We start from the raw sequence: 23,325 nt of genomic DNA, 5'->3' as shown, positions 1-23,325 counted from the left end.
GTGCGGCCCATGTCCGCCGCAGCGTCCCGATGAGTTCCAGCACCGATCTTCCCGATGCCCCAGACCTGCGCGCCGCGCAGCGTCTGCAGTGGGCCCGCGCCGCGCTGGACGACGCGCAGGCGACGCTGCAGCGCGCCTCGATCGACGCCGGCTGGCGCAGCTACTGGCGCAGCCACGGCAAGGGCGCCAGCCGCGTGCTGATGGATTCGCCGCCCGGCCTGGAGGACGTGCGCCCGTGGCTGCGCATGCACGCGCTGCTGCAGCAAGGCGGCGTGCGCGTGCCGGCGATCCTGGCGCAGGACGCGGAGGCCGGCTTGCTGTTGCTGGAAGACCTGGGCGGACCGACCCTGGCGCAGACCCTGGACGCCGCGTCGGCCGATGCGCAGTTCGACGCTGCGCTGGGGCAGCTGCTGCGGCTGCAGGCGATCGCGCCGCCGCCGGCGCTGGGCGTGTTCGGCGAGGCGCTGCTGCAGCGCGATGCCGGCCTGTTCGAGGAATGGTTCCTGCAGCGCCATCTTGGGCTGACCCTGCACGCCGCCGAACGCGATGCGCTGCACGCGGTGCAACGCCAGCTGATGGACAACGCGCTGGCGCAACCGCGGGTGCTGGTGCACCGCGACTTCATGCCGCGCAACCTGATGCCGGTGGCCGATGGCCCGGCGGTGCTGGACTTCCAGGACTGCGTGCTCGGCCCGGTGGCCTACGATCCGATCAGCCTGTTCAAGGACACCACGGTGAGCTGGCCGCTGGCGCGGGTCGATGCGTGGCTGGCGCGCTACCACGCGCGCGCGCTGCAGGCCGGGATCGCGCTGCCATCGCTGGCGCAGTTCCTGCGCGATGCGGACTGGATGGGCGTGCAGCGGCACCTGAAGAACCTGGGCATCTTCGCGCGGCTGAATTATCGCGACGGCAAGGCCTGGTACCTGGACAACGTGCCGCGCTTCATCGGCTACCTCGATGAAGTGTTGCCGCGGCATCCGCAGCTGCAACCGCTGGCGCAGCTGTTGCAGATGCAGATCAAGCCGGCGCTGGCGCAACGCGCGGCGGCCGGCGCATGAAGGCGCTGATCTTCGCCGCCGGCTTCGGCGAGCGCATGCGGCCGCTGACCGAACGCACGCCCAAACCGCTGCTGGCGGTAGGCGGCGTGCCGCTGATCGTGTGGCACCTGCGCAAGCTGGCGGCGCTGGGCGTGCGCGAGGTGGTGATCAACACCTCATGGCTGGCCGAGCAGTTCCCGCAGGCGCTCGGCGACGGCAGCGCGTTCGGCCTGCGCATCGCCTATTCCTACGAAGGCGCCACGCCGCTGGAGACCGGCGGCGGCATGCTGCACGCGTTGCCGCTGCTGGGGCCGGCGCCGTTCCTGCTGGTCAACGGCGACATCTGGACCGATTTCGATTTCGCGCGGCTGGCGCCGGAACCGGCCGGACTGGCGCAGCTGGTACTGGTCGATCCGCCGGCCTACGCCGCGCACGGCGATTTCGCATTGCAGGCCGATGCCACGCTGCGCAGCGACGGCGCGCCGCTGCTGACCTACGCTGGCGTGGGCGTCTATCGGCCGGAACTGCTGCGCGACTGGCAGGCGGCGTTCGATACGCCAATTGCAGAACACGGCACGCCGCCTCGGTTCGCCTTGGTGCCGATCCTGCGGGCGCACATGCGCCAGGGCCGCATCCACGGCCTGCACCATCGCGGGTGCTGGACCGATGTGGGGACGCCGCAGCGGTTGGTGGAGTTGGATGCGGGACTCGGGACTCGGGACTCGGGACTCGGCAAAAGCTGAGCTCCGGCGATCTCACGCTCAACGCGCGAGGCGGACAATCGAATCCGGTTTGGGAAGCCTGCCGCCAGCCGCTGCATGCGGATGCCGGCGAGATCAGCTTTTGCCGAGTCCCGAGTCCCGAGTCCCGAGTCCCGCCCCCCCCCAAACCCGCCGCAAAAACGGCACCGTCACCCGCCGCTGCGCCGCCAGCGATTCGCGGTCCAGCCGTTCCAGCAGCGCGACCAGGCCGGCCAGGTCGCGGCCGGCATGGGTCAGCAGCCAGTCGATCGCCGCATCGTCCAGCACCAGGCCGCGGCGTTGCGCGCGCTCGCGCAGCACCGCGGCGCGGCCGGCGTCGTCCAGCGGCGACAGCGCGATGCGCGTGCATTGCGCCAGCCGCGAGCGCAGGTCCGGCAGGGTCAGCGCCAGGCCGTCGGGCATGGCCTGCGCGGTGTACAGCAGGGTCACCCCGGCGCTGCGCGCGCGGTTGTGGAAATCGAACAGTGCCATTTCGTCCTCGCGCTGCCCGGCGCTCGCTTCCAGCCCGTCCAGTGCGACCAGGTCGCGGCCTTCCAGCGCTTCCAGCGCGTCGCGCAGGCGCCCGGACGCGGCCTGCAGCGGCAGGTAGGCGGCGCTGCGCCCGGCCTGCTCGGCCGCCGCGCACAGCGCCAGCGCCAGATGGGTCTTGCCGGTGCCGGCGGGACCGGACAGGTAGATCCAGTCCACGTCGCGGCCGTCGGCGACAGCCTGCAATTGCGCCAGCAGGCCGGCCGGGGCGCCGACATAGCGGTCCAGGCGCTGCTCCGGCGGATAGCGCAACGCCAACGGCAGCTGCGGCACGCTCACGGCTGGTCGGGGCTACGCGGCGGCGGTTCGATCAGCGGCGCGCGTTCGGCGCTGCCGTCGAGCAGGATCGCCGACTTGTCGCCGGCATACAGCTCGCTCTGCCGGTATTGCTCATGCAGGTAGTGCAGCAGAACGTTGGCCACCGCCGCCACCGGCAGCGCCAGCAGCATGCCGAGGAAGCCGAACAGCTGGCCGCCGGCCATCACCGCGAAGATCACCGCCACCGGGTGCAGGCCGATCTTGTCGCCGACGATGCGCGGGGTCAGCACGTAGCTTTCCAGCAACTGGCCGACGGTGAACACCACGCCGACCAGGATCATCAGTTGCAGGTCGAAGCCCTTGGATTGCACCAGCGCCGCCAGGATCGCCAGCAAGATGCCGGTGGTCGCGCCCAGGTACGGGATGAAGCTGATCAGGCCGGCGACGATGCCGATCAACAGGCCCAGATTGAGCCCGATCAGGCTCAGCCCGCCGGCGTAGATCACCCCCAGCGCCAGCATCACCAGGAACTGGCCGCGGATGAACGCGCCCAGCACGTCGTTGGACTCGCGCGCCAGGCGGCCGACGGTGGCGACGTGGTTGCGCGGGATGGTCGCGGCCACGCGTTCGACCAGGATGTCCCAGTCGCGCAAGAAGTAGAAGGTCAGGATCGGCAGCAGCACCAGGTTCACCACCCAGGTGACCATCGCGAAGCCCGAGCGCGACAGATAGCCGAAGAAGGTCGCGGCAACGCCGCCGGCCTGCTGCCAGTGGCCGCGGATCCATTCGATCAGCCGCTCCGGATCCAGCCAGGCCATCAGCTGCAGCCCGGTCTTCTGCTCGGCCCACGGGATCGCGGTGCCGGTGAACCAGTCGCGCGCCTGCGGCAGCACGTCGATGAAGGTGACGATCTGCCGCTCCAGCATCGGCACCAGGATCAGCAACGCCAGCACCAGCAGCAACAGCATAAGCACGAATACCAGGGTCACCGCCATGTTGCGCGAACGGCCGGCGCGCTCCAGGCGATCGACCAGCGGGTCGCCGAGCCAGCCCAGCAGCAGCGCCAACGCGAACGGGGTCAGGATCGGCGCCAGCAGCGCCACCACCCACAGCACGCCCAGGATCACCGCCGCCCATTTCAGGCGGCGCAGGAACTGGGCGATTTCCGCTTCGGGGGACAGCGTCACTTGAGCCGGTACTCGGTGCGCTCGGTGTTGAGGATGATCGGGCCGCCCTCGACCGGCACCGTCACCGGCTGCAGCGGACTGTCGGGGCCGAGCATGCGGTTCAGGCCGGACACGCCGCTGAGCAGGTCCAGGTCCAGTTCCAGGCGGTCGCCGCTGGCCTGGATCGGCACGATGCGCCGCACCACCGATGTGTTCTGCAGCGCCGCGGACACGCGCAGGTAGTCGTCGGCGCTGCCGATGCCGCTGATCAGCACCCGGTACACGCCGGCCGGGCCGGTGCTGGCCGCCTTGGCGTAGCGCTTGACCAGCGCGTCGGCGGCACCGTCGGCGCCGGCGGCGATCGCGCGGCGCGCGTCGGCGTCGCTGGCCGACCAGCTGGACAGCGCCTTGCCGCTGTCGACGAACACCCAGTCCGCGGTCCAGCCGCCGGACTTGTTGCGGTACAGCTTGCCGATCAGCTGCATCGGCGGGCTGTAGCGCGAGGAGGCGCTGGCCACCGCGGCGGTGTCCTGGCGCCAGATCGCGCCGACCAGAGCCTGCTCGGCGGCGCTGCCGGTGGGCAGGCCGAGCCGGTAGCCGCGCTCGATCGCCCGGTCCAGCACGCTGCGCGCGGCATTGGCCTGCTGCACGCCGACCAGGCGCGGGCCGCTGCCGTCGTCGATCGCCAGCCACAGCACCGGCTTGGGCCGCGGCTGCGGCCACAGCGGCAGGCCCAGCGCCGCGGCCAGGCCGTCCACGTCACTCTGCCGGAAGCGCGCGATCAAGGTGGTGCGGAAGGTCGGCGCGCCGCTGGGCGAGGTGCCCTGGTCCTGCCGGTAGTCGTAGCTGTCGACGAAGTTCTTGGCGTTGCGCAGCGCCTGGGCCACCCCCGGGCGCGACATCACCGCGCGGTCGCCGGAGATCTTGCCCAGCACCACGCCCAGCGCGCGCGCCACCGCACCGTTGCGGTCGGCCTCGCTCTGGCTGTTGACCGGGACCTCGGCGTCGTAGGGGCTCTGCGCGCCGGCGACGTCGCCTTCGGTGCGCAGACCGGACTGGGCCAGGGCGGCCGCGGCGGGCAGGCACAGCGCGAAAGACAGGAGTAAGGCAAGGCTGCGGCGCATCGAAGGTTCCATTGCTCGGCGTATCCGGGGCGAATTGTTGCCCGAATGCGGGCCTGGCGCCAATGCGGCCTGTTAAAATCGCCGTCTTTCCGCCGACGCCACCGCCCGTGACCACTCCCAAGACCCCCGCTGCCGCCCCGTTGACCTACCGCGACGCCGGCGTCGACATCGATGCCGGCAATGCCGTCGTCGAACGCATCAAACCCTTGGTCAAGCGCAGTTTCCGCCCCGAAGTGATGGGCGGGCTGGGCGGTTTCGGCGCGCTGTTCGACCTGTCCGGCAAGTACCGCGAGCCGGTGCTGGTGTCCGGCACCGACGGCGTCGGCACCAAGCTGAAGCTGGCGCAACAGCTGGGCCGGCACGACAGCATCGGCATCGACCTGGTCGGCATGTGCGTCAACGACGTGCTGGTGCAGGGCGCCGAGCCGCTGTTCTTCCTGGACTACTTCGCCACCGGCAAGCTCGACGTGGAGACCACCGTGGCGGTGGTCGGCGGCATCGCCCGCGGCTGCGAACTGGCCGGCTGCGCGCTGATCGGCGGCGAGACCGCGGAAATGCCCGACATGTACGCGCCGGGCGAGTACGACCTGGCAGGCTTCACCGTCGGCGCGGTGGAGAAGTCGCAGTTGCTCGACGGCGCCAAGGTGCGCCAGGGCGACGTGCTGATCGGCATCGCCTCCTCCGGCCCGCACTCCAACGGCTATTCGCTGGTCCGCCGCATCTACGACCGCGCCGGGCGCCCGGCCGAGCTGCAGCTCGGCGGCACCACCCTGGCCGACGCGCTGATGGCGCCGACCGCGCTGTACGTCAAGCCGATCCTGTCGCTGCTGCGCGGCGAGCACGCCGACGGCATCCATGCGATGGCGCACATCACCGGCGGCGGCCTGACCGAGAACATCATCCGCGTGATCCCCGACGGCCTGGGCCTGGACATCCGCGCCAGCGCCTGGCCCCTGCCGCCAGTGTTCGCATGGCTGCAGCGCGAAGGCGCGGTCGCCGACAGCGAGATGTGGCGCACCTTCAACTGCGGCATCGGCTTCGTGCTGGTGGCCGCGCCCGACCAGGTCGCCGCGCTGGAGCGCAGCCTGGACGCTCTGGACATGGCGCATTGGCAGATCGGCGCGGTGGTGGCGGCCGGCGCCGGCGAACGCGTGCACATCGGCTGAGCCGCATGGCGGCGGCCAAGCGCGCCTGGCTGGCGCTGGCCCTGGCGGTGTTCGCCGCCAGCTGGGTGCACCCGCTGTGGCCGGCGGAACAGGCGATGCACAGTTCGCTGGCGATGCTGGGCATCGTCTGGCCGATCTGGCACGACCACCGCTGGCCGCTGCGCAGCGCGCACTTCGCCGCGATCTGCGCCTTCATCAGCGTGCACAACATCGCCGCGCACTGGCTGTATTCCAATGTGCCCTACTACGATCAGTGGCTGCGCGCGCTGAGCGGTGGCTGGTCGCCGAACGCCGCGTTCGGCTGGCAGCGCAACCACACCGACCGCCTGATCCACCTGCTGTTCGGCGTGTGCTTGGCGCCGGCGCTGCGCGACCACGCGCAGCAGCGCTGGACGGCGCTGACGGCGCGGCAGGCGTTCGTGCTGGCGACGATGGCGATCATGTGCGCCAGCCTGCTCTACGAATGGCTGGAGTGGCTGATCGCGCTGCTGCTGTCGCCCGCGCAGGCCGAGTCCTACACCGGCCAGCAGGACGACCCGTGGGACGCGCACATGGACATGCTGCTGGCCACCCTGGGCTGCGCGAGCGCCTGGCCGTGGCGGCGCGCCCGCCACCCCCTCCCACTGCTGCGCTAGAGACCGCACGATGTCGCTCCCCCCGCCCCTGCCCACCCCGGATCTGGATCGGCTGGCGTCCCTGCGCGCCGAATCGGATGTCCGCACCCTGGCCACCCTGTATGCGGTGATGGCGTGGCTGCAAGGCCTGTCGCTGCTGTTGCTGGGCGGCTTGCTGGCCTTCGGCATTCACTACGAAGCGGCCAAGACCGCGGCCGGGCAGAGCGCCCACGACGCGAACAACGGCCAGGCGGTGATCGTCATGTTCTCGGTGCTGCTGGCGCTGGGGCTGGCGTTGCTGCTGGCGAACGTGGCCGCCGCGCTGGCGCTGCGCAGGCGCCGCCGGCTGACACTGTGCAAGGCCGCCGCGACGCTGGGCTGTTTCGGTTTCCCGCTGGGCACGGCACTGGGCGTGTGGACCCTGCTGGCGCTGCAGCGCCCTGCCTGCGCCGCGTTGTTCGAGGACCTGCGCCGATGACGATCCGCCTGGCAGTGCTGGTCTCCGGCCGCGGTTCCAACCTGCAGGCCCTGCTCGATGCGATCGCCGCCGGCACGCTGGACGCGCAGGTGGTCGGGGTGTTCAGCGACCGCGCGCAGGCGCCGGCGCTGGCCAAGGTGGCGCCGGCGCAGCGCTGGTCGGCGGCGCCGAGCGGCTTCCCCGACCGCGCCGCGTTCGACAAGGCGCTGGGCGACGCAGTCGCCGCCGTGCAGCCGGACTGGATCGTCTGCGCCGGCTACATGCGCATCCTCGGTGCCGGCTTCGTGCAGCGCTTCGCCGGCCGCCTGCTCAACATCCATCCCTCGCTGCTGCCCAAGTACCGCGGCCTGCACACGCATGCGCAGGCGCTGGCCGCCGGCGACGCCGAACACGGCGCCAGCGTGCATTTCGTGGTGCCGGAACTGGATGCCGGCGCGGTGATCGCGCAGGTGCGGGTGCCGGTGCAGGCCGGCGACCGCGCGGACGACCTGGCGCAGCGCCTGCTGCCGCGCGAGCACCGGCTGCTGTGCGCGGTACTGCAACTGGCCGCGGCCGGGCGCCTGGCTGAACGGGATGGCAGCGTCTGGCTCGACGGTCAGTGCCGGTTTAGTCCGCTGCGCCTAGATTGCCAAGGCATGCTGATTCCCTGAATACGCCGCAGCCCGATTCCGCTGCGGTGCTTCCGCGGCCCACTCCCCTTCCCTCGCAGCCGATCCCATGAAGCCCCTTCCGCGTCAGTTCGCTGTTCTCGCCGTGGCCTGCCTCGGCCTGCTGGCGCCGGCCGTCGGCGTGCTGGCGCAAGCGCCGCCGCCGGCCGCCGCGCCGACGACACCCGCGCAAGCGCCGGCCGTGCCGGCCACACCTGCCGCTCCCGCAGCGGCCGCCACGCCCGGGCTGCAGGCCGCGCCATGGACGCCGCCGCCGCTGCAGCCGTTCGTGGCCACCTACCAGGCGCTGTACAAGGGCAAGCAGGCCGGCGATGCGCGCATGGAAGTCAGCCACGGCAGCGGCGACGAATGGCGCGTGGACCTGGCCGTGCAGGGCCGCAGCGGCTTCGCCAGCATCCTCGGCCTCAACATCGAACAGAGCACGGTGTTCCGCACCCAGGACGGGCGCTACGTGCCGCAGAGCCAGAGCACGGTGAAGAAGGCGATGTTCTTCGGCAAGAAGGTCACCGGCGTCTACGACTGGGGCAAGGGCGTGGCGCGCTGGGACGGCGACCTGAAGAAGGACCGGCAGCAGCCGATCCCGCTGCAACCCGGCGACCAGAGCGCGCTGCTGATCAACCTGTCGATCATGCGCGACGCGCAGCCCGGCAAGACCATGAGCTACCGCTTCGTCGATGTCGGCCGGGTCCGCGAACACATCTACCACGCCGCCGAGCAGACCGAGACGGTGCAGGTCGGCGATATCAGCTACGACGCGCTGCGCGTGTCGCGCACCAACGGCGGCAAGAATGAGACCATTCTGTGGATCGCCAACGGCGTGCCGACGCCGGTGCGCATCCTGCAGCGCGAAGACGGCGAAGACCGCATCGACCTGCGCCTGACCGAATACCAAGGAGTCTGACCATGATACGCATCGCCCGCCCGCTGTCCGCCCTCGCCGCCGCCCTGCTGACCATGGCCAGCCTGCCTGCCCTGGCGCTGGAGCCGTTCAAGGCCGACTACCAGGCCAGCTACATGGGCATGCAGGCCAACGGCCTGATGACCCTGGCCAGCGAAGGCAACAACCGCTGGCGCTACAGCCTGTCGATCAAGAACCAGGTCGCCGATCTGAGCCAGAGCACCGTGTTCGAGGAGAAAGGCGGGCAACTGCGCCCGCTCAGCAGCGACGACCGCTCGCTGTTCCTGATCAAGAAGAAGGCGGTGACCGCCACCTACGACTGGAGCACCGCGCAGGCGACCTGGGCCGGCGACGTCAAGCCCGACCGCCGCGGCCCGGTGAAGCTGCAGCCCGGCGACATGGACGCACTGCTGATCAACCTGGCGATCGCGCGCGACGTCAACGCCGGCAAGACGCCCAGTTACCGCATGGTCGACGAGGGCCGCGCCAAGCCGATGACCTACAAGGTAGCCGGCAAGGAAGCCATCACCGTCAACGGCAAGAGCGAGCAGGCGACCAAGGTCAGCCGCAGCGACGGCTCCAAGGAGATCATCGCCTGGATCGTGCCGGACATGCCGGTGCCGGTACGCATCCTGCAGCGCGAGAACGGCCAGGACGCGCTGGACCTGACCATCAAGACGCTGCACTGAGCGACGGCGTCACGCAATACAGCGGGCCGCAGTGCCCGCCTTGCGTCAACAGCACCGACGCGCATAGGTCGGTGATTGGCGGCGGCGGCGTACTACGCCGCCCGCCACGCGCCCGGGCATGATCGCGGCATGCCGACCCGTATGGCCCCCCCCCCGGCGCAGCGCTTCATCGCCGTCTACGAAACCTGATCGAAGCGGGTTCATCACGCTGACGCCCTAGGCCACGCCATCGAGCGCCACGCACTGTGGCTGCCTCAGGCTGGAATGGAGCCCGCATATTGGAACAGTGAAGCCGCCGCCATGCGCTCACCGAACCTCTATCGCAACTCCATCAGCAAACAATAATGCGCGCCATCACTTTTCGCAAAAATGGACAGCGCACGAACCAGACCTGCGTTGACATCAAACCCGGTTGGGTAGCATGGTGCCCGTGCCGCCGAAAATGGCATGTAATTAATTAAATACATTGATTAAATACCAGGCATGGAGCATCTCCAGCACGACTCAAGCACAACGTGCCTTGCGTCTCACGGATCGTTGGCGGCAGAAACACCTTGCGACAAAACACCAATGGCGTCGCAACACCGGCACGCCATCTGCACGTATGAAGACGATCAAGCACCGCATCGATCCGCATAAACCAACATTAAGAGGAGTATAAAGATGTCACGCATCTCAGGTCCTTTGTCCGCACTCACTGCCGCAGCACTGAGCCTGGCAAGCGTATCAGCCATGGCAATCGAGCCATTCCAGGCCAAATACCAAGCCAATTACCAAGGCGCGCAAGCCACTGGCACGATGACCCTGACCCAAACTGGCGACAATCAGTGGACCTATAACCTCGATATCAAAAATATTTTTGGCCGAACTCAACCAAACCACCATATTCGATACAGCGACTGGCCGTTTGCGCCCGCTCGCCAGCGATGATGTATTGAAGACCTTTGGCAACAAGAGCGAAGCGCTTGGCCAATACGACTGGAATAGCCTGCAAGCAACGTGGTCGGGCAACGTCACAGCCGAGCAAAGCGGTCCGGTGCCACTGACCATTGGCGACCTGAACCCGCTGCTGTTGAATCTGGCGATCGTCAGCGACGTCATCGCAGGCAATCCTCTGAGCTACAACATCGTGAACCTGGGCAAGGCGCAACAGACGACCTATCAGGTGGTCGGCACTGAAGCGGTCAGCTTCAATGGCAAAACCGAGAATGCGACCAAAATCAGCTACACCAATGGCAGCAAGCAGACCCTGGCCTGGATCGTGCCCGACGCACCGGCTCCGGTACGCATCCAGCAAACCGACAACGGCAAACAAACGCTGCTTCTGGTCATGAACTCACTGAACTAGACAAGCAGCCATCAGGAAAAAGTCGGGCCGCACGGCGCGCCTTTTTCTTTTCCTCTGCTCGCGCAAGAGCGCACAGTACGCATCCGCGCGCAATGCGCGGACAGCATCAGCGCACGGAGGGCTTATGGCGTCTTTGTCGCCGGCGCCTGCTTGCCCGCCGGCACGAAGCTGGTGCGGCAATCCACGCGGATCTGCGCGCCGCTGTTGCGCCAGTAGAAGGTGCTGCACTGGCGCGGGCCGTCCTGAGTGCGGGTCACGCCGACCGCGTAGAACGCCTGCGCGATCTCGCTGCGGCTGACCTGGCCGTCGCCGTTCCAGTCCATGTCGCGCTGTTCGATGCCCTGGGTGATGGCGATGCCGGCATACCAGGCGTAGCCGACCCAGGCCAGCACCAGGATCACCACCGCCAGCAGCACCTTGCGCCGCCGGGTGAAGCGGCCGCTGAGGATCATGCGATGCGCCGGATCGACGCGCCCAGCGCCCCCAGCTTCTCCTCGATGTTCTCGTAGCCACGGTCCAGGTGGTAGATGCGGTCGATGGTGGTGTCGCCGTCGGCGACCAGCCCGGCCAGGATCAGCGAGGCCGAGGCGCGCAGGTCGGTGGCCATCACCGGCGCGCCGCTGAGCCGCTCGCTGCCGCGCACGATCGCGGCATGGCCTTCGACCTGGATGTCCGCGCCCAGGCGCAGCAGCTCGTTGACGTGCATGAAGCGGTTTTCGAAGATCGTCTCGTTGATCACGCCGACGCCGTCGGCCACGCAGTTGAGCGCCATGAATTGCGCCTGCATGTCGGTGGGGAACGCCGGGTACGGCGCGGTGGTCAGGCTGACCGCGCGCGGGCGCTTGCCGTGCATGTCCAGGCGGATCCAGTCCGGGCCGGTCTCGATGCTGGCGCCGGCCTCGCTCAGCTTGTCGAGCACCGCGTCGAGCGTGTCGGCGCGCGCGCGGCGCACGGTGACGCTGCCGCCGGTCATTGCCGCGGCGACCAGGAAGGTGCCGGTCTCGATGCGGTCGGGCAGCACCGCGTGGCGGCCGCCGGACAGGCGCTCCACACCGTGCACCACGATGCGCGAGGTGCCAGCGCCTTCGATCCTGGCGCCGAGCGCGATCAGGCAGTCGGCCAGGTCGGTGACCTCAGGCTCCATCGCCGCGTTCTCCAGCACCGTGGTGCCATCGGCCAGGGTCGCGGCCATCAGCACGTTCTCGGTGCCGGTGACGCTGACCATGTCGAACACGTAGCGGCCGCCCTTCAGCCGGCCGTTGCTGGTCGCCTTGATGTAGCCGTTCTCGACGCTGATTTCCGCGCCAAGCGCCTGCAGGCCCTTGATGTGCTGATCCACCGGCCGCGAGCCGATCGCGCAGCCGCCGGGCAGCGACACTTCCGCGGCGCCGAACTTGGCCAGCAGCGGCCCCAGCACCAGGATCGAGGCGCGCATGGTGCGCACCAGCTCGTACGGCGCGACGTGCTGGTCGACCTTGCGCGGATCCACGGTGATCGCGCTGCCGCGCGCCAGGGTGCCTTCGTCGATGGTGACTTCGGCGCCCAGTTCGCCGAGCAGCTTCACCGTGGTGATCACGTCGTGCAGCTGCGGCACGTTGGTGATCTCCACCGGTGCATCGGCCAGCAGGGTCGCGCACAGGATCGGCAGCACCGCGTTCTTGGCGCCGGAAATGTTCACTTCACCGTGCAGCGCATTGCCGCCGGTCACTACGATTTTGGCCATGGGTCTCGGGAGATTGGAAAAGAAGAAACGGAACGGAACGCGGGGACGCGGCGCAGCCGGCCTGCTCAGCCGGCCTGCTCGGGGGTCAGCGTGGTCAGCGCCAGCGCATGGATCGCCCCGCCCATCAGCTCGCCCAGCGTCGCGTAGACCATACGGTGGCGGGCCAGCGGCAGCTTGCCGGCGAACGCGGCGCTGACCACGGTGGCCTCGAAGTGCACGCCGTCGTCGCCCTGCACCTGCGCGCGCGCGCCGGGCAGGCCGGCCTCGATCAGTTTACGGATGGTTTCGGCGTCCAACGGGCTTTCCTAATAAAATGATCGACCATTCTACCCTCCGACCGGCATCCGCATGGCTGTATCGCCCCTGTCCCCCGCCGCGATCGACGACGCCAGCTTGGTCGCCAGCGGCCGCCGCGTGGTCGAGATCGAGCAGGCCGCGCTGGGCGCGGTCGGCGCGCGCATCGGCGCCGAATTCGCCGCCGCGTGCCGGCTGATCCTGGCCTCGCGCGGGCGCGTGGTCGCCACCGGCATGGGCAAGTCCGGGCACGTGGCGCGCAAGATCGCCGCCACCCTCGCCTCCACCGGCACACCGGCGTTCTACGTGCATCCGGGCGAAGCCGGGCACGGCGACCTGGGCATGATCACCGATGCCGACGTGGTCCTGGCGCTGTCCTATTCCGGCGAATCCGACGAGATCCTGATGCTGCTGCCGGTGCTCAAGCGCCAGGGCAACGCGGTGATCGCGATGACCGGCCGCGCGCAGTCCACGCTGGCGCGCGAGGCCGACCTGCACCTGGACGTCAGCGTGCCGGCCGAGGCCTGCCCGCTGGACCTGGCGCCGACCTCCAGCACCACCGCCTCGCTGGCGCTGGGCGATGCGCTGGCGGTGGCGCTGCTGGACGCGCGCGGCTTCACCGCCGACGATTTCGCCCGCTCGCACCCGGCCGGCAGCCTCGGCCGGCGCCTGTTGCTGCACATCACCGACGTGATGCACGGCGGCGACGAACTGCCGCGGGTGCGCGAGGACGCCAGCCTCAGCGAAGCGCTGGTGGAGATGAGCCGCAAGCGCCTGGGCATGACCGCGGTGGTCGATGGCGACGGGCGCCTGCTCGGCCTGTTCACCGACGGCGACCTGCGCCGTACCCTGGACAGCGCACTGGACGTGCGCCAGACCCGCATCGCCGAGGTGATGACCCGGCAGCCGCGCACGATCGGCGCCGACCAGCTCGCCGCCGAGGCCGCACGGCTGATGGAAACCCATCAGATCAATGGCTTGATCGTGGTCGATGGCGACGGCCGCGCGGTCGGCGCGCTCAACATTCACGACCTGTTGCGCGCCAGAGTGGTTTAACAGCCTGAACTCGTTCACCGCCTGCCGGCGCCCTGCGCCGCTGGCCCTGGCCTACTGGAAAGCCGGCCTTCCCGCCCCGATATAGCGAACCATGCCCTATTCCCCGCTGGCCGACCTTCCCGCCGACCTGATCGACCGCGCCGCCCGCATCCGCCTGGCGTGCTTCGACGTGGACGGCACGCTGACCGATGGCCGCCTGTACTACGACCGCGACGGCAACGAGAGCAAGGCGTTCAACGTGCTCGACGGCCAGGGCCTGGTGCAGCTGCGCCGGCACGGCATCGAGGTGGCGCTGATCACCGCGCGGCCGAGCCTGGCCGCGGAGAAGCGCGGCCAGGAACTGGGGCTGCTGGTGCAGATCGGGGTCAAGGACAAGCGTGCCGGGGTGCAGGCGCTGTGCGACGAGCGCGGGCTGAGCCTGGACCAGGTGTGCTTCATGGGCGACGACCTGCCGGATCTGGCGCCGCTGCGCGTGGTCGGCCTGGCGGTGGCCCCGGCCAATGCGCATCCGTGGACCGCCGAGCACGCGCACTGGCTGACCCGCGCCCGCGGCGGCGAAGGCGCCGCGCGCGAGCTGTGCGACGTGCTGCTGGCCGCGCAAGGCCACGTCCCCTCCCTGCTGCAGGAGCATGGCGCATGAACTGGCGCACCGTTCTCGGCGGCCTGTTGCTGGTCGCAGCGCTGGTCAGCGGCTGGTCGGCCTGGCACCAGCGCAGCAAGCGGGCGCCGACGACCGACGCCGAGGCGCGCTCGGACTACATCGCGCATGATTTCCAGATCGTGGCGCTGGACAAGCAGGGCAAGGAGTCGATGACCCTGCGCGCACCGCAGATGGAGCGCAGCCGCGCCGACCAGACCATGGCGATCGAAACCCCGCTGTTCCTGCTGCCGGACGCCAATGGCCAGCACTGGGAAATGCGCAGCAAGACCGGCTGGGTCAGCGCCGACGGCAACGAACTGCGCCTGCGCGGCGATGTCGCCGGCGACAGCCCCAAGGTCCCCAGCATCCCGCCCACCACTTTCCGTACCCAGAGCCTGGACGTCTTTCCGCAGACCAGCACCGCGCGCACCGCCGAACCGGTCACCATGACCCGGCCCGGTATGATGCAGTCCGGCGTCGGCTTCGAGGTCGACTTGAAGTCCCGGCAGTACAAGCTCCTTTCACAGGTCAAGACCCGCTATGAACCGAACGCTGCCCGCTAAGCTCGCGCTGCTCGCCCTGCTGCTGCCCGCCCTGGCGATGGCCAAATCGACTGATCGGAATCAGCCGATGGATATCACCTCCGCCAACCAGAGCGGCAACATGCTCGATGACAACGGCAAGATCCGTTACACGGGCAATGTCGTCATCATCCAGGGCACGCTCGAAATCCATGCCGATACCGCCGACCTGTTCCGCAAGGACGGCGACATCGACCGCGTCGTGCTGACCGGCAAGCAGGCCACGCTGAAGCAGGAGCTGGACGACGGCTCCCCCATGGATGCCGTAGCCGACAACATCGACTACAAGGTCGGCACCGACACCGTGGTGTTGACCGGCAACTACCGCATGACCTCGCCCAAGGGCACCAATGCCGGCCAGCGCATGGTCTACAACACCAAGACCGGCGACATGCAGGGCGGCGGCGACGGCACCCGCGTGCACACGGTGATCCAGCCGAAGAACGCGGCGCCGGCCGGCGCCCCGGCCGCTGGCGCCAAGCCGGCCGCCAAACCGGCCGCCAAGCCCGCCGCGACGCCGGCCAAGCCCACCACCCCGGCCAAGCAAGGGGGTCAGTGATGCTGCTCGCCGAAGGCCTGCGCAAGCGCTACAAGCAGCGCGAGGTCGTGCGCGAGTTCGCCCTGACCCTGGACGCGGGCGAAGTGGTCGGCCTGCTCGGCCCCAACGGCGCCGGCAAGACCACCTGCTTCTACATGATCGTCGGCCTGGTCGAGGCCGATGCCGGGCGCATCGTGCTCGACGGCAACGACATCACCGCGCTGCCGATGTACAAGCGTGCCAAGCTCGGCGTCGGCTACCTGCCGCAGGAGCCGTCGGTGTTCCGCAAGCTCAGCGTGGCCGACAACATCCGCCTGGTGCTGGAACTGCGCGAAGACCTGGACGACGCCGGACGCGAGCGCGAACTGTCCTCGCTGCTGGACGAACTGCAGATCGGCCACGTCGCCGAGCAGCTCGGCGCCAGCCTGTCCGGCGGCGAGCGCCGCCGCTGCGAGATCGCCCGCGCGCTGGCCGCCAAGCCGCGGCTGATGCTGCTCGACGAACCCTTCGCCGGCGTCGATCCGATCTCGGTCGGCGAAATCCAGCGCATCGTCACCCACCTCAAGCAACGCGGCATCGGCGTGCTCATCACCGACCACAACGTGCGCGAAACCTTGGGAATCTGCGACCGGGCGTATATCCTCAACGAGGGCAGCGTGCTGGCGCAGGGGGCGCCGGAAGCATTGCTGGCCGATAGCGACGTGCGCCGCGTCTACCTCGGGGAAACCTTCAGGCTGTGACCGCGCGGGCGTTGCCCCACGCCCTTTCCCGTTCGGCACAGGCATGAAAGCACGGCTGCAGACATCGCTGGGACAGCATCTGGTCATGACGCCGCAGTTGCGGCAGGCGATCAAGCTGTTGCAGATGTCCAGCGCCGAACTGGAAGTGGAGATCGCCGAGGCGGTGGAGAGCAATCCGCTGCTGGAATGGGCCGAAGACGCCGCGCCCACGCTCGAGGTGGCCGGCGCCGGCCGCGCCGAAGGCGAGGCCGAGGTCGCGCCGCCGGCCGGCGATACGCTGGACAACGTGCCGCAGCACGACGGCGACGCCTGGTCCGATGCCGAGCCGGCCTGGAGCGGCGGCGGCGGCGGCTCGTTCGACGACGACGACGACATGGGCAGCGCCACCGAGCGCGTGGCCGAACCCGATACGCTGATCGATCACCTGCTGTGGCAGTTGCACCTGTCGCATCTGTCGCCACGCGACCGCAGCATCGGCGCGGCGCTGATCGACGCGCTCGACGACGACGGCTATCTGCGCGAACCGCTGGCCGCGATCGCCGAGACCTTGCAGCCGGACATCGTCGCGGAGGAGGAAGAAATCGGCACCGTGCTGCACCAGATCCAGCGCTTCGACCCGGTCGGCATCGCCGCGCGCACGCTGGGCGAATGCCTGAACCTGCAGCTGGACGTGCTGCCCGCGGACACGCCAGGGCTGGAGCTGGCGCGCACCATCGCCAACGGCCCGCTGGAGAAGCTGCCGCGCAGCGGCATCGCCGGCATCGCCCACGACCTCAAGCGCCCGGCCTCGGCGGTGGAGACCGCGGTGAATCTGCTGCGCTCGCTGGACCCGCGCCCAGGCAAGCAGATCGGCGAACTCAGCGCCGACACCTACGTGGTGCCCGACTGCGTGGTGTGGCGCCAGCGCGGCGTCTGGCATGCGGCGCTGGCCGGGCACGCGCGGCCCAAGGTCACCATCCACCGCGGCTACGAACAGCTGATCCGCCAGTGCGGCGAAAGCGACGCCGGCTACCTGCGCGGCCAGCTGCAGGAAGCGCGCTGGCTGCTGAAGAGCCTGGAGGCGCGCGGCGAGACCCTGCTCAAGGTGACCCGCTGCCTGCTGCGCCAGCAGGCCGGCTTCCTCGAATTCGGCGAACAGGCGCTGCGCCCGCTGACCCTGCGCGAGATCGCCGGCGAACTGGGCCTGCACGAGAGCACCATCTCCCGCGCCATCGCCCGCAAGTACGTGCGCACCCCGCGCGGCACCATCCCGCTGCGCGCCTTCTTCGCCTCGGGCATCGACACCGACAGCGGCGGCGAAGCCTCCAGCACCGCCATTCAGGCGATGCTGCGGCGCCTGATCGACGCCGAGAACCCGCGCAAGCCTCTTTCTGACGCCAAGCTGGCCGAGCTGCTGAAAGGCGCCGGCGTGCCTGTAGCGCGGCGCACGGTTGCGAAGTATCGTGAGGCCATGAACATTTCCGCTTCCCACGAACGCGTCCGCATCGGTTGAGCGTCGGCGGCAGGCGGCAATGGTTCATAAGGTGAATCCCGAACCAAGGAGTATCCGATGCGTATCGAGACCTACGGCCAGCAGATCGAAGTCACCCCCGCCTTGCGCGAGTACGTGGAGACCAAGCTGCAGCGGCTGAAGCGGCATTACGAGGAAACCATCGAGGTCCGCGCCCAGCTGGCGCTGCGCAAGCCCGACCATCACGTCGAGGCCACCGTCAACGTTCCCGGCCGCACCCTGCATGCCGATGCCAGCGCGCAGACCATGTACGCGGCGATCGACCTGCTCGCCGACAAGCTCGACCGGCTGATCATCAAGCACAAGGAAAAGAAACAGGACCACCACGCGGCCGAGGTGCGCGACAATATCGTGTGATCCTGCACACCTCGCTCCTGCCATGCCCTTGACCGATCCATGCCTCTGACCGAGCTGTTAGCGGCCGTCCGCACCCAGGTGCTGCCGGCCGCCGATCGCGACACCTTGATGCGTACCGCTGCCGGCCTGCTGGCCTGTCCGCAGGCCGGTTGCGACGAACTCTTCGCCAGCCTGCGCGAGCGCGAACGGCTCGGCAGCACCGCCATCGGCCATGGCATCGCCATCCCTCACGGCCGCGCCCCGCATCTCGATGCCCCGCGCGGCGCCCTGCTGCGGCTGGACCAGCCGATCGACTTCGACGGCCACGGCAGCCAGGTCGACCTGATCTTCGCCATGGCCGTGCCGGCGCATTACACCCACCAACACCTGATGCTGCTGTCGGAACTGGCCGAACAGTTTTCCGACGAGGGCTTCCGCGCCGCGCTACGCCGCGCCCCCGACGCTGCCGCACTGCACGACCTGCTCGGCGCCGCCCCCCAGGCCAGCGCCGCATGAGCATGAATACCAGCATCACCGCCCGCGAACTGTTCGACCAGCAACGCGACCGGCTCGGCCTGCGCTGGCTGGGCGGGCACAAGGGCGAGCACCGCGAGCTGGAAGCCGGCAACGCGGTGTCGCGGCGCCCGTCGCTGGCCGGCTACCTCAATACGATCTACCCGAACAAGGTGCAGATCCTCGGCACCGAGGAACTGGCCTGGCTGGATTCGCTGGATGCGCGCCAGCGCTGGGAGACCATCGAGAAGATCGTGCAGGTGCGGCCGCTGGCGCTGGTGATCACCAAGAACCAGTCGTGCCCGGAAGACCTGCGCGCGGCCGCCGACGAATCCGACACGCCGCTGTGGGGCTCGCCCAAGCGCGGCCACGAACTGCTCAACCACCTCTCCTACCACCTGGCGCGCACGCTGGCGCCGCGGGTGATCCTGCACGGGGTGTTCATGGAGATCTACTCGATCGGCGTGCTGGTCACCGGCGAAGCCGGCTCCGGCAAGAGCGAGCTGGCGCTGGAACTGCTGAGCCGCGGCCACCGGCTGGTCGCCGACGACGCGCCGGAATTCACCCAGATCGCCCCCGACGTGCTCGACGGCACCTGCCCGGAACTGCTGCAGGACCTGCTGGAAGTGCGCGGCCTGGGCGTGCTCAACGTGCGCGACATGTTCGGCGACACCGCTGTAAAGAAGAACAAGTATCTTCGCCTGATCGTGCACCTGACCCGGCCCATGACCGAACCGACCCCGTATGGCTACGAGCGCCTGACCGGCGATTCCGGCACCCGCCACGTGCTCGACCTGGACGTGCCGCTGATCACCCTGCCGGTGATGCCCGGGCGCAACCTGGCGGTGCTGACCGAGGCCGCCACGCGCCTGCACATCCTGCGCACCAAGGGCATCGACCCGGCGGCGATGTTCATCGCCCGCCACAGCAACCTGCTCGAACGGCGCACGCCATGAACGCGGTGGCGAACACCTCCACCCTGGTGATCGTCAGCGGCCTGTCCGGCTCGGGCAAATCGGTGGCGCTGAAGACCTTCGAGGACCTGGACTACTACTGCGTCGACAACCTGCCGCTGGAACTGCTGCCGGCCTTCGTCAAGAGCCTGGTGCGCGACGACGTCGGCCCCGGCAAGCTGGCGGTGGGCATCGACGTGCGCAGCCGCCACAGCGACCTGGCGCAGCTGGCGCGCTGGCGCGAGGCGGTGGCGCAGTTCGGCCTGGACGCGCGGCTGCTGTTCTTCGACGCCACCGACGAGGCGCTGATCAAGCGCTACGCCGACACCCGCCGCCGGCACCCGCTGTCGCACCTGGGCCTGTCGCTGCCCGAGGCGATCGAGCGCGAGCGCGCGCTGACCGAACCGCTGCGCCGCGAGGCCGACGCGGTGATCGACACCAGCGCGCTCAACGTGCACCAGCTGCGCCGGCGGGTGACCACCGAATTCGCGCTGACCCACGAGAACAGCCTGTCGCTGCTGTTCGAGTCCTTCGCCTACCGGCGCGGGGTGCCGGCCGAAGCCGACTTCGTGTTCGACGCGCGGGTGCTGCCCAATCCGCACTGGGACCCGCAACTGCGGTCCTTGACCGGCCGCGACAGCGGCGTGCGCGACTACCTGGACGCGCAGCCGGAGGTGCAGCAATACACCGCGCAGATCATCGGCTTCCTCGACACCTGGCTGCCGCGGCTGCGCAACGACACCCGCAGCTACGTCACCATCGCCTTCGGCTGCACCGGCGGCAAGCACCGCTCGGTGTACCTGGCCGAACGCCTGGCCCGCCACGCGCGCGAACAGGGCTGGCCGGAAGTGGCGACGTTTCATCGGGAGCAGGACTGAGTGGAGCTCGGGACCCGGGACTCGGGACTCGGACTCGGAAAAGCGAAGAGCGCCTGAGCGCAGACAACGCCCGCACTCGCGATCAAGTCCCGGGTCCCGGGTCCCGAGTCCCGAACCATTCCCTGCGCCCCGCCCAACCTGCTAACGTTCCCCAATGGCCTGTGGCATTCTCCTGATTACTCATCCCGGTGTGGGCGCGTCGCTGTTGAGCGTGGCCACCGGACTGTTGCGGCAGTTGCCGCTGAAGACCGAAGCGTTCGAAGTGCCGCTGGATGCCGATCTGGACGCGCTGCTGCCGCAGGCGTCGGCGGCGTTGCGGCGGGTTGATGACGGCGCCGGCGTGCTGGTCGTCACCGATCTGTACGGCGCCAGCCCGAGCAACCTGGCGGCGAAACTCGCGCGTCTGGGTACCCCCGTGCGGCGCGTCTCGGCGCTGAGCCTGCCGATGCTGCTGCGGATCATGAACTACCCCGAACAGGGGCTGGACCAGTTGCCTGCGACCGCGGCCGCCGGCTCGCGCAACGGCGTGGTGATCGACGATGCTTGAACGCGAACTCATCGTCTCCAACCGCCTGGGCCTGCACGCGCGCGCGACCGCCAAGCTGGTGCAGACGCTGTCCTCGTTCCGTTGCAACGCCACGCTGGCGGCCAAGGGCCGCGAGGTCAACGCCAAGAGCATCATGGGGGTAATGCTGCTGGCCGCCGCGCAAGGCACGCCGGTGACGGTGCGGGTGGACGGCGCCGACGAAGCCGACGCGCTGGAGGCCGTGGTCGGCCTGTTCGAGCGGCGCTTCGACGAGGACAGCTGAGCATGCGGCGCCGGCCGCCGCAGGCGACGACGCGGCCGCGCCGATGCGAGGGCGCGCGGTGAGCCTGCGCATCGCCGGCCATGGCGCCTCGCGCGGCAACGCGCTGGGCCGCGCGCGCGTGCGCCTGCCGCACGCGCTGGACGTGGCCGAGCAACGCATCGGCGCCGCGCAGATTCCCGAGGAACTGGAACGCCTGCACCTGGCGGTGAACGCCGCGCGCGAGGAAATGCACGGCCTGCGCCAACGCCTGCACGGCGCCCTGGCCAAGGAGGTCGGCGAGTTCCTCGACCTGCACGCGCTGCTGCTCGACGACCCGGAACTGCTGCACGGCCTGGACGAACTGATCCGCACCGGCCGCTACAGCGCCGACTATGCCTTGCGCCTGCAGCGCGACCGCCTGGCGACCGTGTTCGATGCCATGGAAGACGCCTACCTGAAAAGCCGCATGGACGATCTGGACCATGTGATCGGGCGCATCCACGCGTTCCTGCAGAAGCGCCAGCCCGACAGCGCCGGCCTGGCCGGCGAGATCCTGGTGTGCGAGAACGTGGCGCCGTCGGAACTGGCGCAACTGCAGGCGCAGGGCGTGGTCGGCATCGTCACCAGCGCCGGCAGCGCGCTGTCGCACAGCGCGATCCTGGCGCGCAGCCTGCACCTGCCGCTGGTGGTCGGCGTCGCCGACGCGCTGCAGAAGATCAACGACGGCGACGTGCTGATCGTGGACGGCGTGCGCGGCGCGGTGATCGTCGAGCCCACCCCGGACGATCTGCGCGACTACCGCACCCGCGTGCGCGACCAGGCCAAGCTGCAACGCGGCCTCGGCAAGTTGCGCTCCAAGCCCAGCCGCACCCTGGACGGGGTCGATATCGTGCTGCTGGCCAATGCCGAGTCGCGCGACGACGTGGCCCGCGCGCATGCGCTCGGCGCCGACGGCCTGGGCCTGTACCGCACCGAATTCCTGTTCCTGCAGCGCGACGCGCTGCCCGACGAGGAAGAACAGTTCCGCACCTACCGCGACGCGGTGCTGGGCATGAGCGGGCGGCCGGTGACCATCCGCACCCTGGACCTGGGCGCGGACAAGGCCGACCGCACCGGCCTGACCATGAGCAACGAGCAGAACCCGGCGCTGGGCCTGCGCGGCGTGCGCCTGTCGCTGGCCCGGCCGAAGGTCTCGGACACGCAACTGCGCGCGATCCTGCGCGCTTCCGGCTACGGCCCGGTGCGGGTGCTGCTGCCGATGATCAGCGCGCGCGAGGAGATCATGGCGATGCGCCGGCACCTCAAGCGCATCGCCGCGCAACTGCGCCGCGAGGGCCACGCCATCGCCGAACAGGTGCAGCTCGGCGCGATGATCGAGGTGCCGGCCGCGGCGATCGCGCTGGACACCTTCATCGACGCCATCGACTTCCTGTCGATCGGCACCAACGACCTGGTGCAGTACCTGCTCGCCGCCGATCGCAACAACGAAGCGCTGGGCGAGCTGTATTCGCCGCTGCACCCGGCGGTGCTGCGTCTGATCGCGCAGATCATCGCCACCGGCCAGGCCCACGCCAAACCGGTGGCGGTGTGCGGCGAAATCGCCGGCGACCCGGCGCTGACCCCGATCCTGCTGGCGCTGGGCCTGCGCGAGTTCAGCCTGCACCCGGCGACGATGCTGGAAGTGCGCCGGGTGATCCGCGACACCGACCTGCAGGCGCTGCGCCTGCGCGGCGCCAAGTTGTTGCAGGCGCGGGATCGGAAGGGGATCGAGCGGTGGAGCCGGGACTCGGGACTCGGGACTCGGGACCCGGGAACTTGATCGCGAGTGCAAGCGTTCTCTGCGCTACGACAAAAAAGCACCACGCACCGACCTGCAGCATCGGCGCAGCGAATCCCCCATCGCCATCGGCAGCCCGCTGTTGCTGTCGCCTTTCCGCGTCCCGCGTCCCGGCTCCACACCGCTGTGCTTCCCGCAACATGCAGGCGATAATGTCGCGATGAACATCTGATCCACCGCACGCCGTCGGCGCGCGGCCTTCC

The 23,325-nt window shown here is 69.4% G+C and carries 29 protein-coding genes; 23 read left to right on the top strand and 6 right to left on the bottom strand.

The annotated features are described in order from the left end of the window. Positions 1-29 precede the first annotated feature (29 nt). Positions 30-1,058: an aminoglycoside phosphotransferase family protein gene (locus KHF85_RS06440; RefSeq protein ID WP_284568948.1), complete on the top strand. Its 1,029-nt coding sequence runs from the start codon at positions 30-32 to the stop codon at positions 1,056-1,058. Next, positions 1,055-1,780 carry an N-acetylmuramate alpha-1-phosphate uridylyltransferase MurU gene (gene murU, locus KHF85_RS06435; protein WP_284568947.1) on the top strand — a complete coding sequence of 242 codons (726 nt, stop codon included), beginning with the start codon at positions 1,055-1,057 and terminating at the stop codon, positions 1,778-1,780. Before KHF85_RS06440 ends, murU begins: the two co-directional genes overlap by 4 nt. A 93-nt stretch (positions 1,781-1,873) precedes the next feature. Here the strand turns inward: murU and hda are convergent, their stop codons facing one another. The 3 genes from hda to KHF85_RS06420 are packed head-to-tail and all read right to left on the bottom strand — an operon-like array spanning position 1,874 to position 4,886. Then, positions 1,874-2,605 (bottom strand): DnaA regulatory inactivator Hda, encoded by a 732-nt coding sequence (gene hda, locus KHF85_RS06430; protein ID WP_284568946.1) that lies wholly within the window; start codon positions 2,603-2,605, stop codon positions 1,874-1,876. Beyond that, on the bottom strand, positions 2,602-3,771 hold the full coding sequence (locus KHF85_RS06425; protein WP_284568945.1) for an AI-2E family transporter: 1,170 nt from the start codon (positions 3,769-3,771) through the stop codon (positions 2,602-2,604). Before KHF85_RS06425 ends, hda begins: the two co-directional genes overlap by 4 nt. Next, complete coding sequence (locus KHF85_RS06420) at positions 3,768-4,886, bottom strand: DUF2066 domain-containing protein (RefSeq protein WP_053841594.1); 1,119 nt, start codon at positions 4,884-4,886, stop codon at positions 3,768-3,770. Before KHF85_RS06420 ends, KHF85_RS06425 begins: the two co-directional genes overlap by 4 nt. 128 nt (positions 4,887-5,014) lie before the next feature. On the opposite strand from KHF85_RS06420, the gene purM reads away from it, so the two are divergent. The 8 genes from purM (at position 5,015) to KHF85_RS06380 (ending at position 10,735) form a co-directional block, all read left to right on the top strand. Further along, positions 5,015-6,040: a phosphoribosylformylglycinamidine cyclo-ligase gene (gene purM / locus KHF85_RS06415; RefSeq protein WP_284569489.1), complete on the top strand. Its 1,026-nt coding sequence runs from the start codon at positions 5,015-5,017 to the stop codon at positions 6,038-6,040. Positions 6,041-6,045: 5 nt separating this feature from the next. Continuing rightward, positions 6,046-6,675 (top strand): DUF2238 domain-containing protein, encoded by a 630-nt coding sequence (locus KHF85_RS06410; protein ID WP_284568944.1) that lies wholly within the window; start codon positions 6,046-6,048, stop codon positions 6,673-6,675. A gap of 10 nt (positions 6,676-6,685) precedes the next feature. Further along, positions 6,686-7,132 carry a hypothetical protein gene (locus KHF85_RS06405; RefSeq protein WP_284568943.1) on the top strand — a complete coding sequence of 149 codons (447 nt, stop codon included), beginning with the start codon at positions 6,686-6,688 and terminating at the stop codon, positions 7,130-7,132. After that, on the top strand, positions 7,129-7,782 hold the full coding sequence (purN, locus tag KHF85_RS06400) for a phosphoribosylglycinamide formyltransferase (RefSeq protein WP_284568942.1): 654 nt from the start codon (positions 7,129-7,131) through the stop codon (positions 7,780-7,782). Before KHF85_RS06405 ends, purN begins: the two co-directional genes overlap by 4 nt. Before the next feature lie 67 nt (positions 7,783-7,849). After that, a complete protein-coding gene (locus KHF85_RS06395) occupies positions 7,850-8,701 on the top strand; it encodes a DUF3108 domain-containing protein (protein WP_284568941.1) in 852 nt (283 codons plus the stop codon). Positions 8,702-8,703: 2 nt separating this feature from the next. Then, entirely contained in the window at positions 8,704-9,387 is a 684-nt protein-coding gene (locus KHF85_RS06390; protein WP_284568940.1) for a DUF3108 domain-containing protein, read from the top strand. Positions 9,388-10,050: 663 nt separating this feature from the next. Then, a complete protein-coding gene (locus KHF85_RS06385; RefSeq protein WP_284568939.1) occupies positions 10,051-10,317 on the top strand; it encodes a hypothetical protein in 267 nt (88 codons plus the stop codon). After that, positions 10,295-10,735, top strand: coding sequence for a DUF3108 domain-containing protein (locus KHF85_RS06380; RefSeq protein ID WP_284568938.1), 441 nt, complete (start codon positions 10,295-10,297; stop codon positions 10,733-10,735). The genes KHF85_RS06385 and KHF85_RS06380 overlap by 23 nt, the downstream gene beginning before the upstream one ends. A 122-nt stretch (positions 10,736-10,857) precedes the next feature. Here the strand turns inward: KHF85_RS06380 and KHF85_RS06375 are convergent, their stop codons facing one another. The 3 genes from KHF85_RS06375 to KHF85_RS06365 form a co-directional block, all read right to left on the bottom strand. Beyond that, the gene (locus tag KHF85_RS06375) at positions 10,858-11,187 is read right to left on the bottom strand and encodes a hypothetical protein (RefSeq protein WP_053836041.1); all 330 of its coding nucleotides are present in this window, start codon (positions 11,185-11,187) and stop codon (positions 10,858-10,860) included. Then, a complete protein-coding gene (gene murA / locus KHF85_RS06370) occupies positions 11,184-12,458 on the bottom strand; it encodes a UDP-N-acetylglucosamine 1-carboxyvinyltransferase (RefSeq protein ID WP_284568937.1) in 1,275 nt (424 codons plus the stop codon). The genes KHF85_RS06375 and murA overlap by 4 nt, the downstream gene beginning before the upstream one ends. A 65-nt stretch (positions 12,459-12,523) precedes the next feature. Beyond that, positions 12,524-12,754 carry a BolA family protein gene (locus tag KHF85_RS06365; protein ID WP_284568936.1) on the bottom strand — a complete coding sequence of 77 codons (231 nt, stop codon included), beginning with the start codon at positions 12,752-12,754 and terminating at the stop codon, positions 12,524-12,526. A 52-nt stretch (positions 12,755-12,806) separates the two neighbouring features. On the opposite strand from KHF85_RS06365, the gene KHF85_RS06360 reads away from it, so the two are divergent. The 13 genes from KHF85_RS06360 to ptsP all read left to right on the top strand — a co-directional run bounded on the left by KHF85_RS06360 (position 12,807) and on the right by ptsP (position 23,104). Continuing rightward, complete coding sequence (locus KHF85_RS06360) at positions 12,807-13,808, top strand: KpsF/GutQ family sugar-phosphate isomerase (protein ID WP_284568935.1); 1,002 nt, start codon at positions 12,807-12,809, stop codon at positions 13,806-13,808. A gap of 91 nt (positions 13,809-13,899) precedes the next feature. Next, positions 13,900-14,448, top strand: a complete 549-nt coding sequence (locus KHF85_RS06355; RefSeq protein WP_284568934.1) for a KdsC family phosphatase — start codon at positions 13,900-13,902, stop codon at positions 14,446-14,448. Beyond that, positions 14,445-15,011: an LPS export ABC transporter periplasmic protein LptC gene (gene lptC, locus KHF85_RS06350; protein WP_284568933.1), complete on the top strand. Its 567-nt coding sequence runs from the start codon at positions 14,445-14,447 to the stop codon at positions 15,009-15,011. The genes KHF85_RS06355 and lptC overlap by 4 nt, the downstream gene beginning before the upstream one ends. Beyond that, on the top strand, positions 14,989-15,588 hold the full coding sequence (gene lptA, locus KHF85_RS06345; RefSeq protein WP_053839033.1) for a lipopolysaccharide transport periplasmic protein LptA: 600 nt from the start codon (positions 14,989-14,991) through the stop codon (positions 15,586-15,588). Before lptC ends, lptA begins: the two co-directional genes overlap by 23 nt. Further along, entirely contained in the window at positions 15,588-16,307 is a 720-nt protein-coding gene (gene lptB, locus KHF85_RS06340; protein WP_064538881.1) for an LPS export ABC transporter ATP-binding protein, read from the top strand. The genes lptA and lptB overlap by 1 nt, the downstream gene beginning before the upstream one ends. Before the next feature lie 43 nt (positions 16,308-16,350). Beyond that, the gene (locus KHF85_RS06335) at positions 16,351-17,799 is read left to right on the top strand and encodes an RNA polymerase factor sigma-54 (RefSeq protein ID WP_284568932.1); all 1,449 of its coding nucleotides are present in this window, start codon (positions 16,351-16,353) and stop codon (positions 17,797-17,799) included. Positions 17,800-17,856: 57 nt separating this feature from the next. Beyond that, complete coding sequence (gene hpf / locus KHF85_RS06330) at positions 17,857-18,174, top strand: ribosome hibernation-promoting factor, HPF/YfiA family (protein WP_003478125.1); 318 nt, start codon at positions 17,857-17,859, stop codon at positions 18,172-18,174. Between the two features lie 39 nt (positions 18,175-18,213). Next, on the top strand, positions 18,214-18,669 hold the full coding sequence (locus KHF85_RS06325) for a PTS sugar transporter subunit IIA (RefSeq protein ID WP_284568931.1): 456 nt from the start codon (positions 18,214-18,216) through the stop codon (positions 18,667-18,669). Between the two features lie 2 nt (positions 18,670-18,671). Beyond that, positions 18,672-19,622 carry an HPr(Ser) kinase/phosphatase gene (hprK, locus tag KHF85_RS06320; RefSeq protein WP_004425835.1) on the top strand — a complete coding sequence of 317 codons (951 nt, stop codon included), beginning with the start codon at positions 18,672-18,674 and terminating at the stop codon, positions 19,620-19,622. Then, the gene (gene rapZ, locus KHF85_RS06315; RefSeq protein WP_009591664.1) at positions 19,619-20,497 is read left to right on the top strand and encodes an RNase adapter RapZ; all 879 of its coding nucleotides are present in this window, start codon (positions 19,619-19,621) and stop codon (positions 20,495-20,497) included. Before hprK ends, rapZ begins: the two co-directional genes overlap by 4 nt. A 154-nt stretch (positions 20,498-20,651) precedes the next feature. Continuing rightward, positions 20,652-21,044 carry a PTS sugar transporter subunit IIA gene (locus KHF85_RS06310; protein ID WP_009591662.1) on the top strand — a complete coding sequence of 131 codons (393 nt, stop codon included), beginning with the start codon at positions 20,652-20,654 and terminating at the stop codon, positions 21,042-21,044. After that, positions 21,037-21,306 carry an HPr family phosphocarrier protein gene (locus KHF85_RS06305; RefSeq protein WP_009591660.1) on the top strand — a complete coding sequence of 90 codons (270 nt, stop codon included), beginning with the start codon at positions 21,037-21,039 and terminating at the stop codon, positions 21,304-21,306. Before KHF85_RS06310 ends, KHF85_RS06305 begins: the two co-directional genes overlap by 8 nt. 58 nt (positions 21,307-21,364) lie before the next feature. Continuing rightward, positions 21,365-23,104 carry a phosphoenolpyruvate--protein phosphotransferase gene (gene ptsP / locus KHF85_RS06300; protein ID WP_284568930.1) on the top strand — a complete coding sequence of 580 codons (1,740 nt, stop codon included), beginning with the start codon at positions 21,365-21,367 and terminating at the stop codon, positions 23,102-23,104. Positions 23,105-23,325: the final 221 nt, after the last annotated feature.

The sequence above is a fragment of the Xanthomonas graminis pv. graminis genome, from assembly GCF_030168915.1.
GTDB lineage: Bacteria > Pseudomonadota > Gammaproteobacteria > Xanthomonadales > Xanthomonadaceae > Xanthomonas_A > Xanthomonas_A translucens.
Note: the sequence above shows the minus strand (reverse complement) of the source record. Positions and strands in the feature narration are given on the sequence as shown.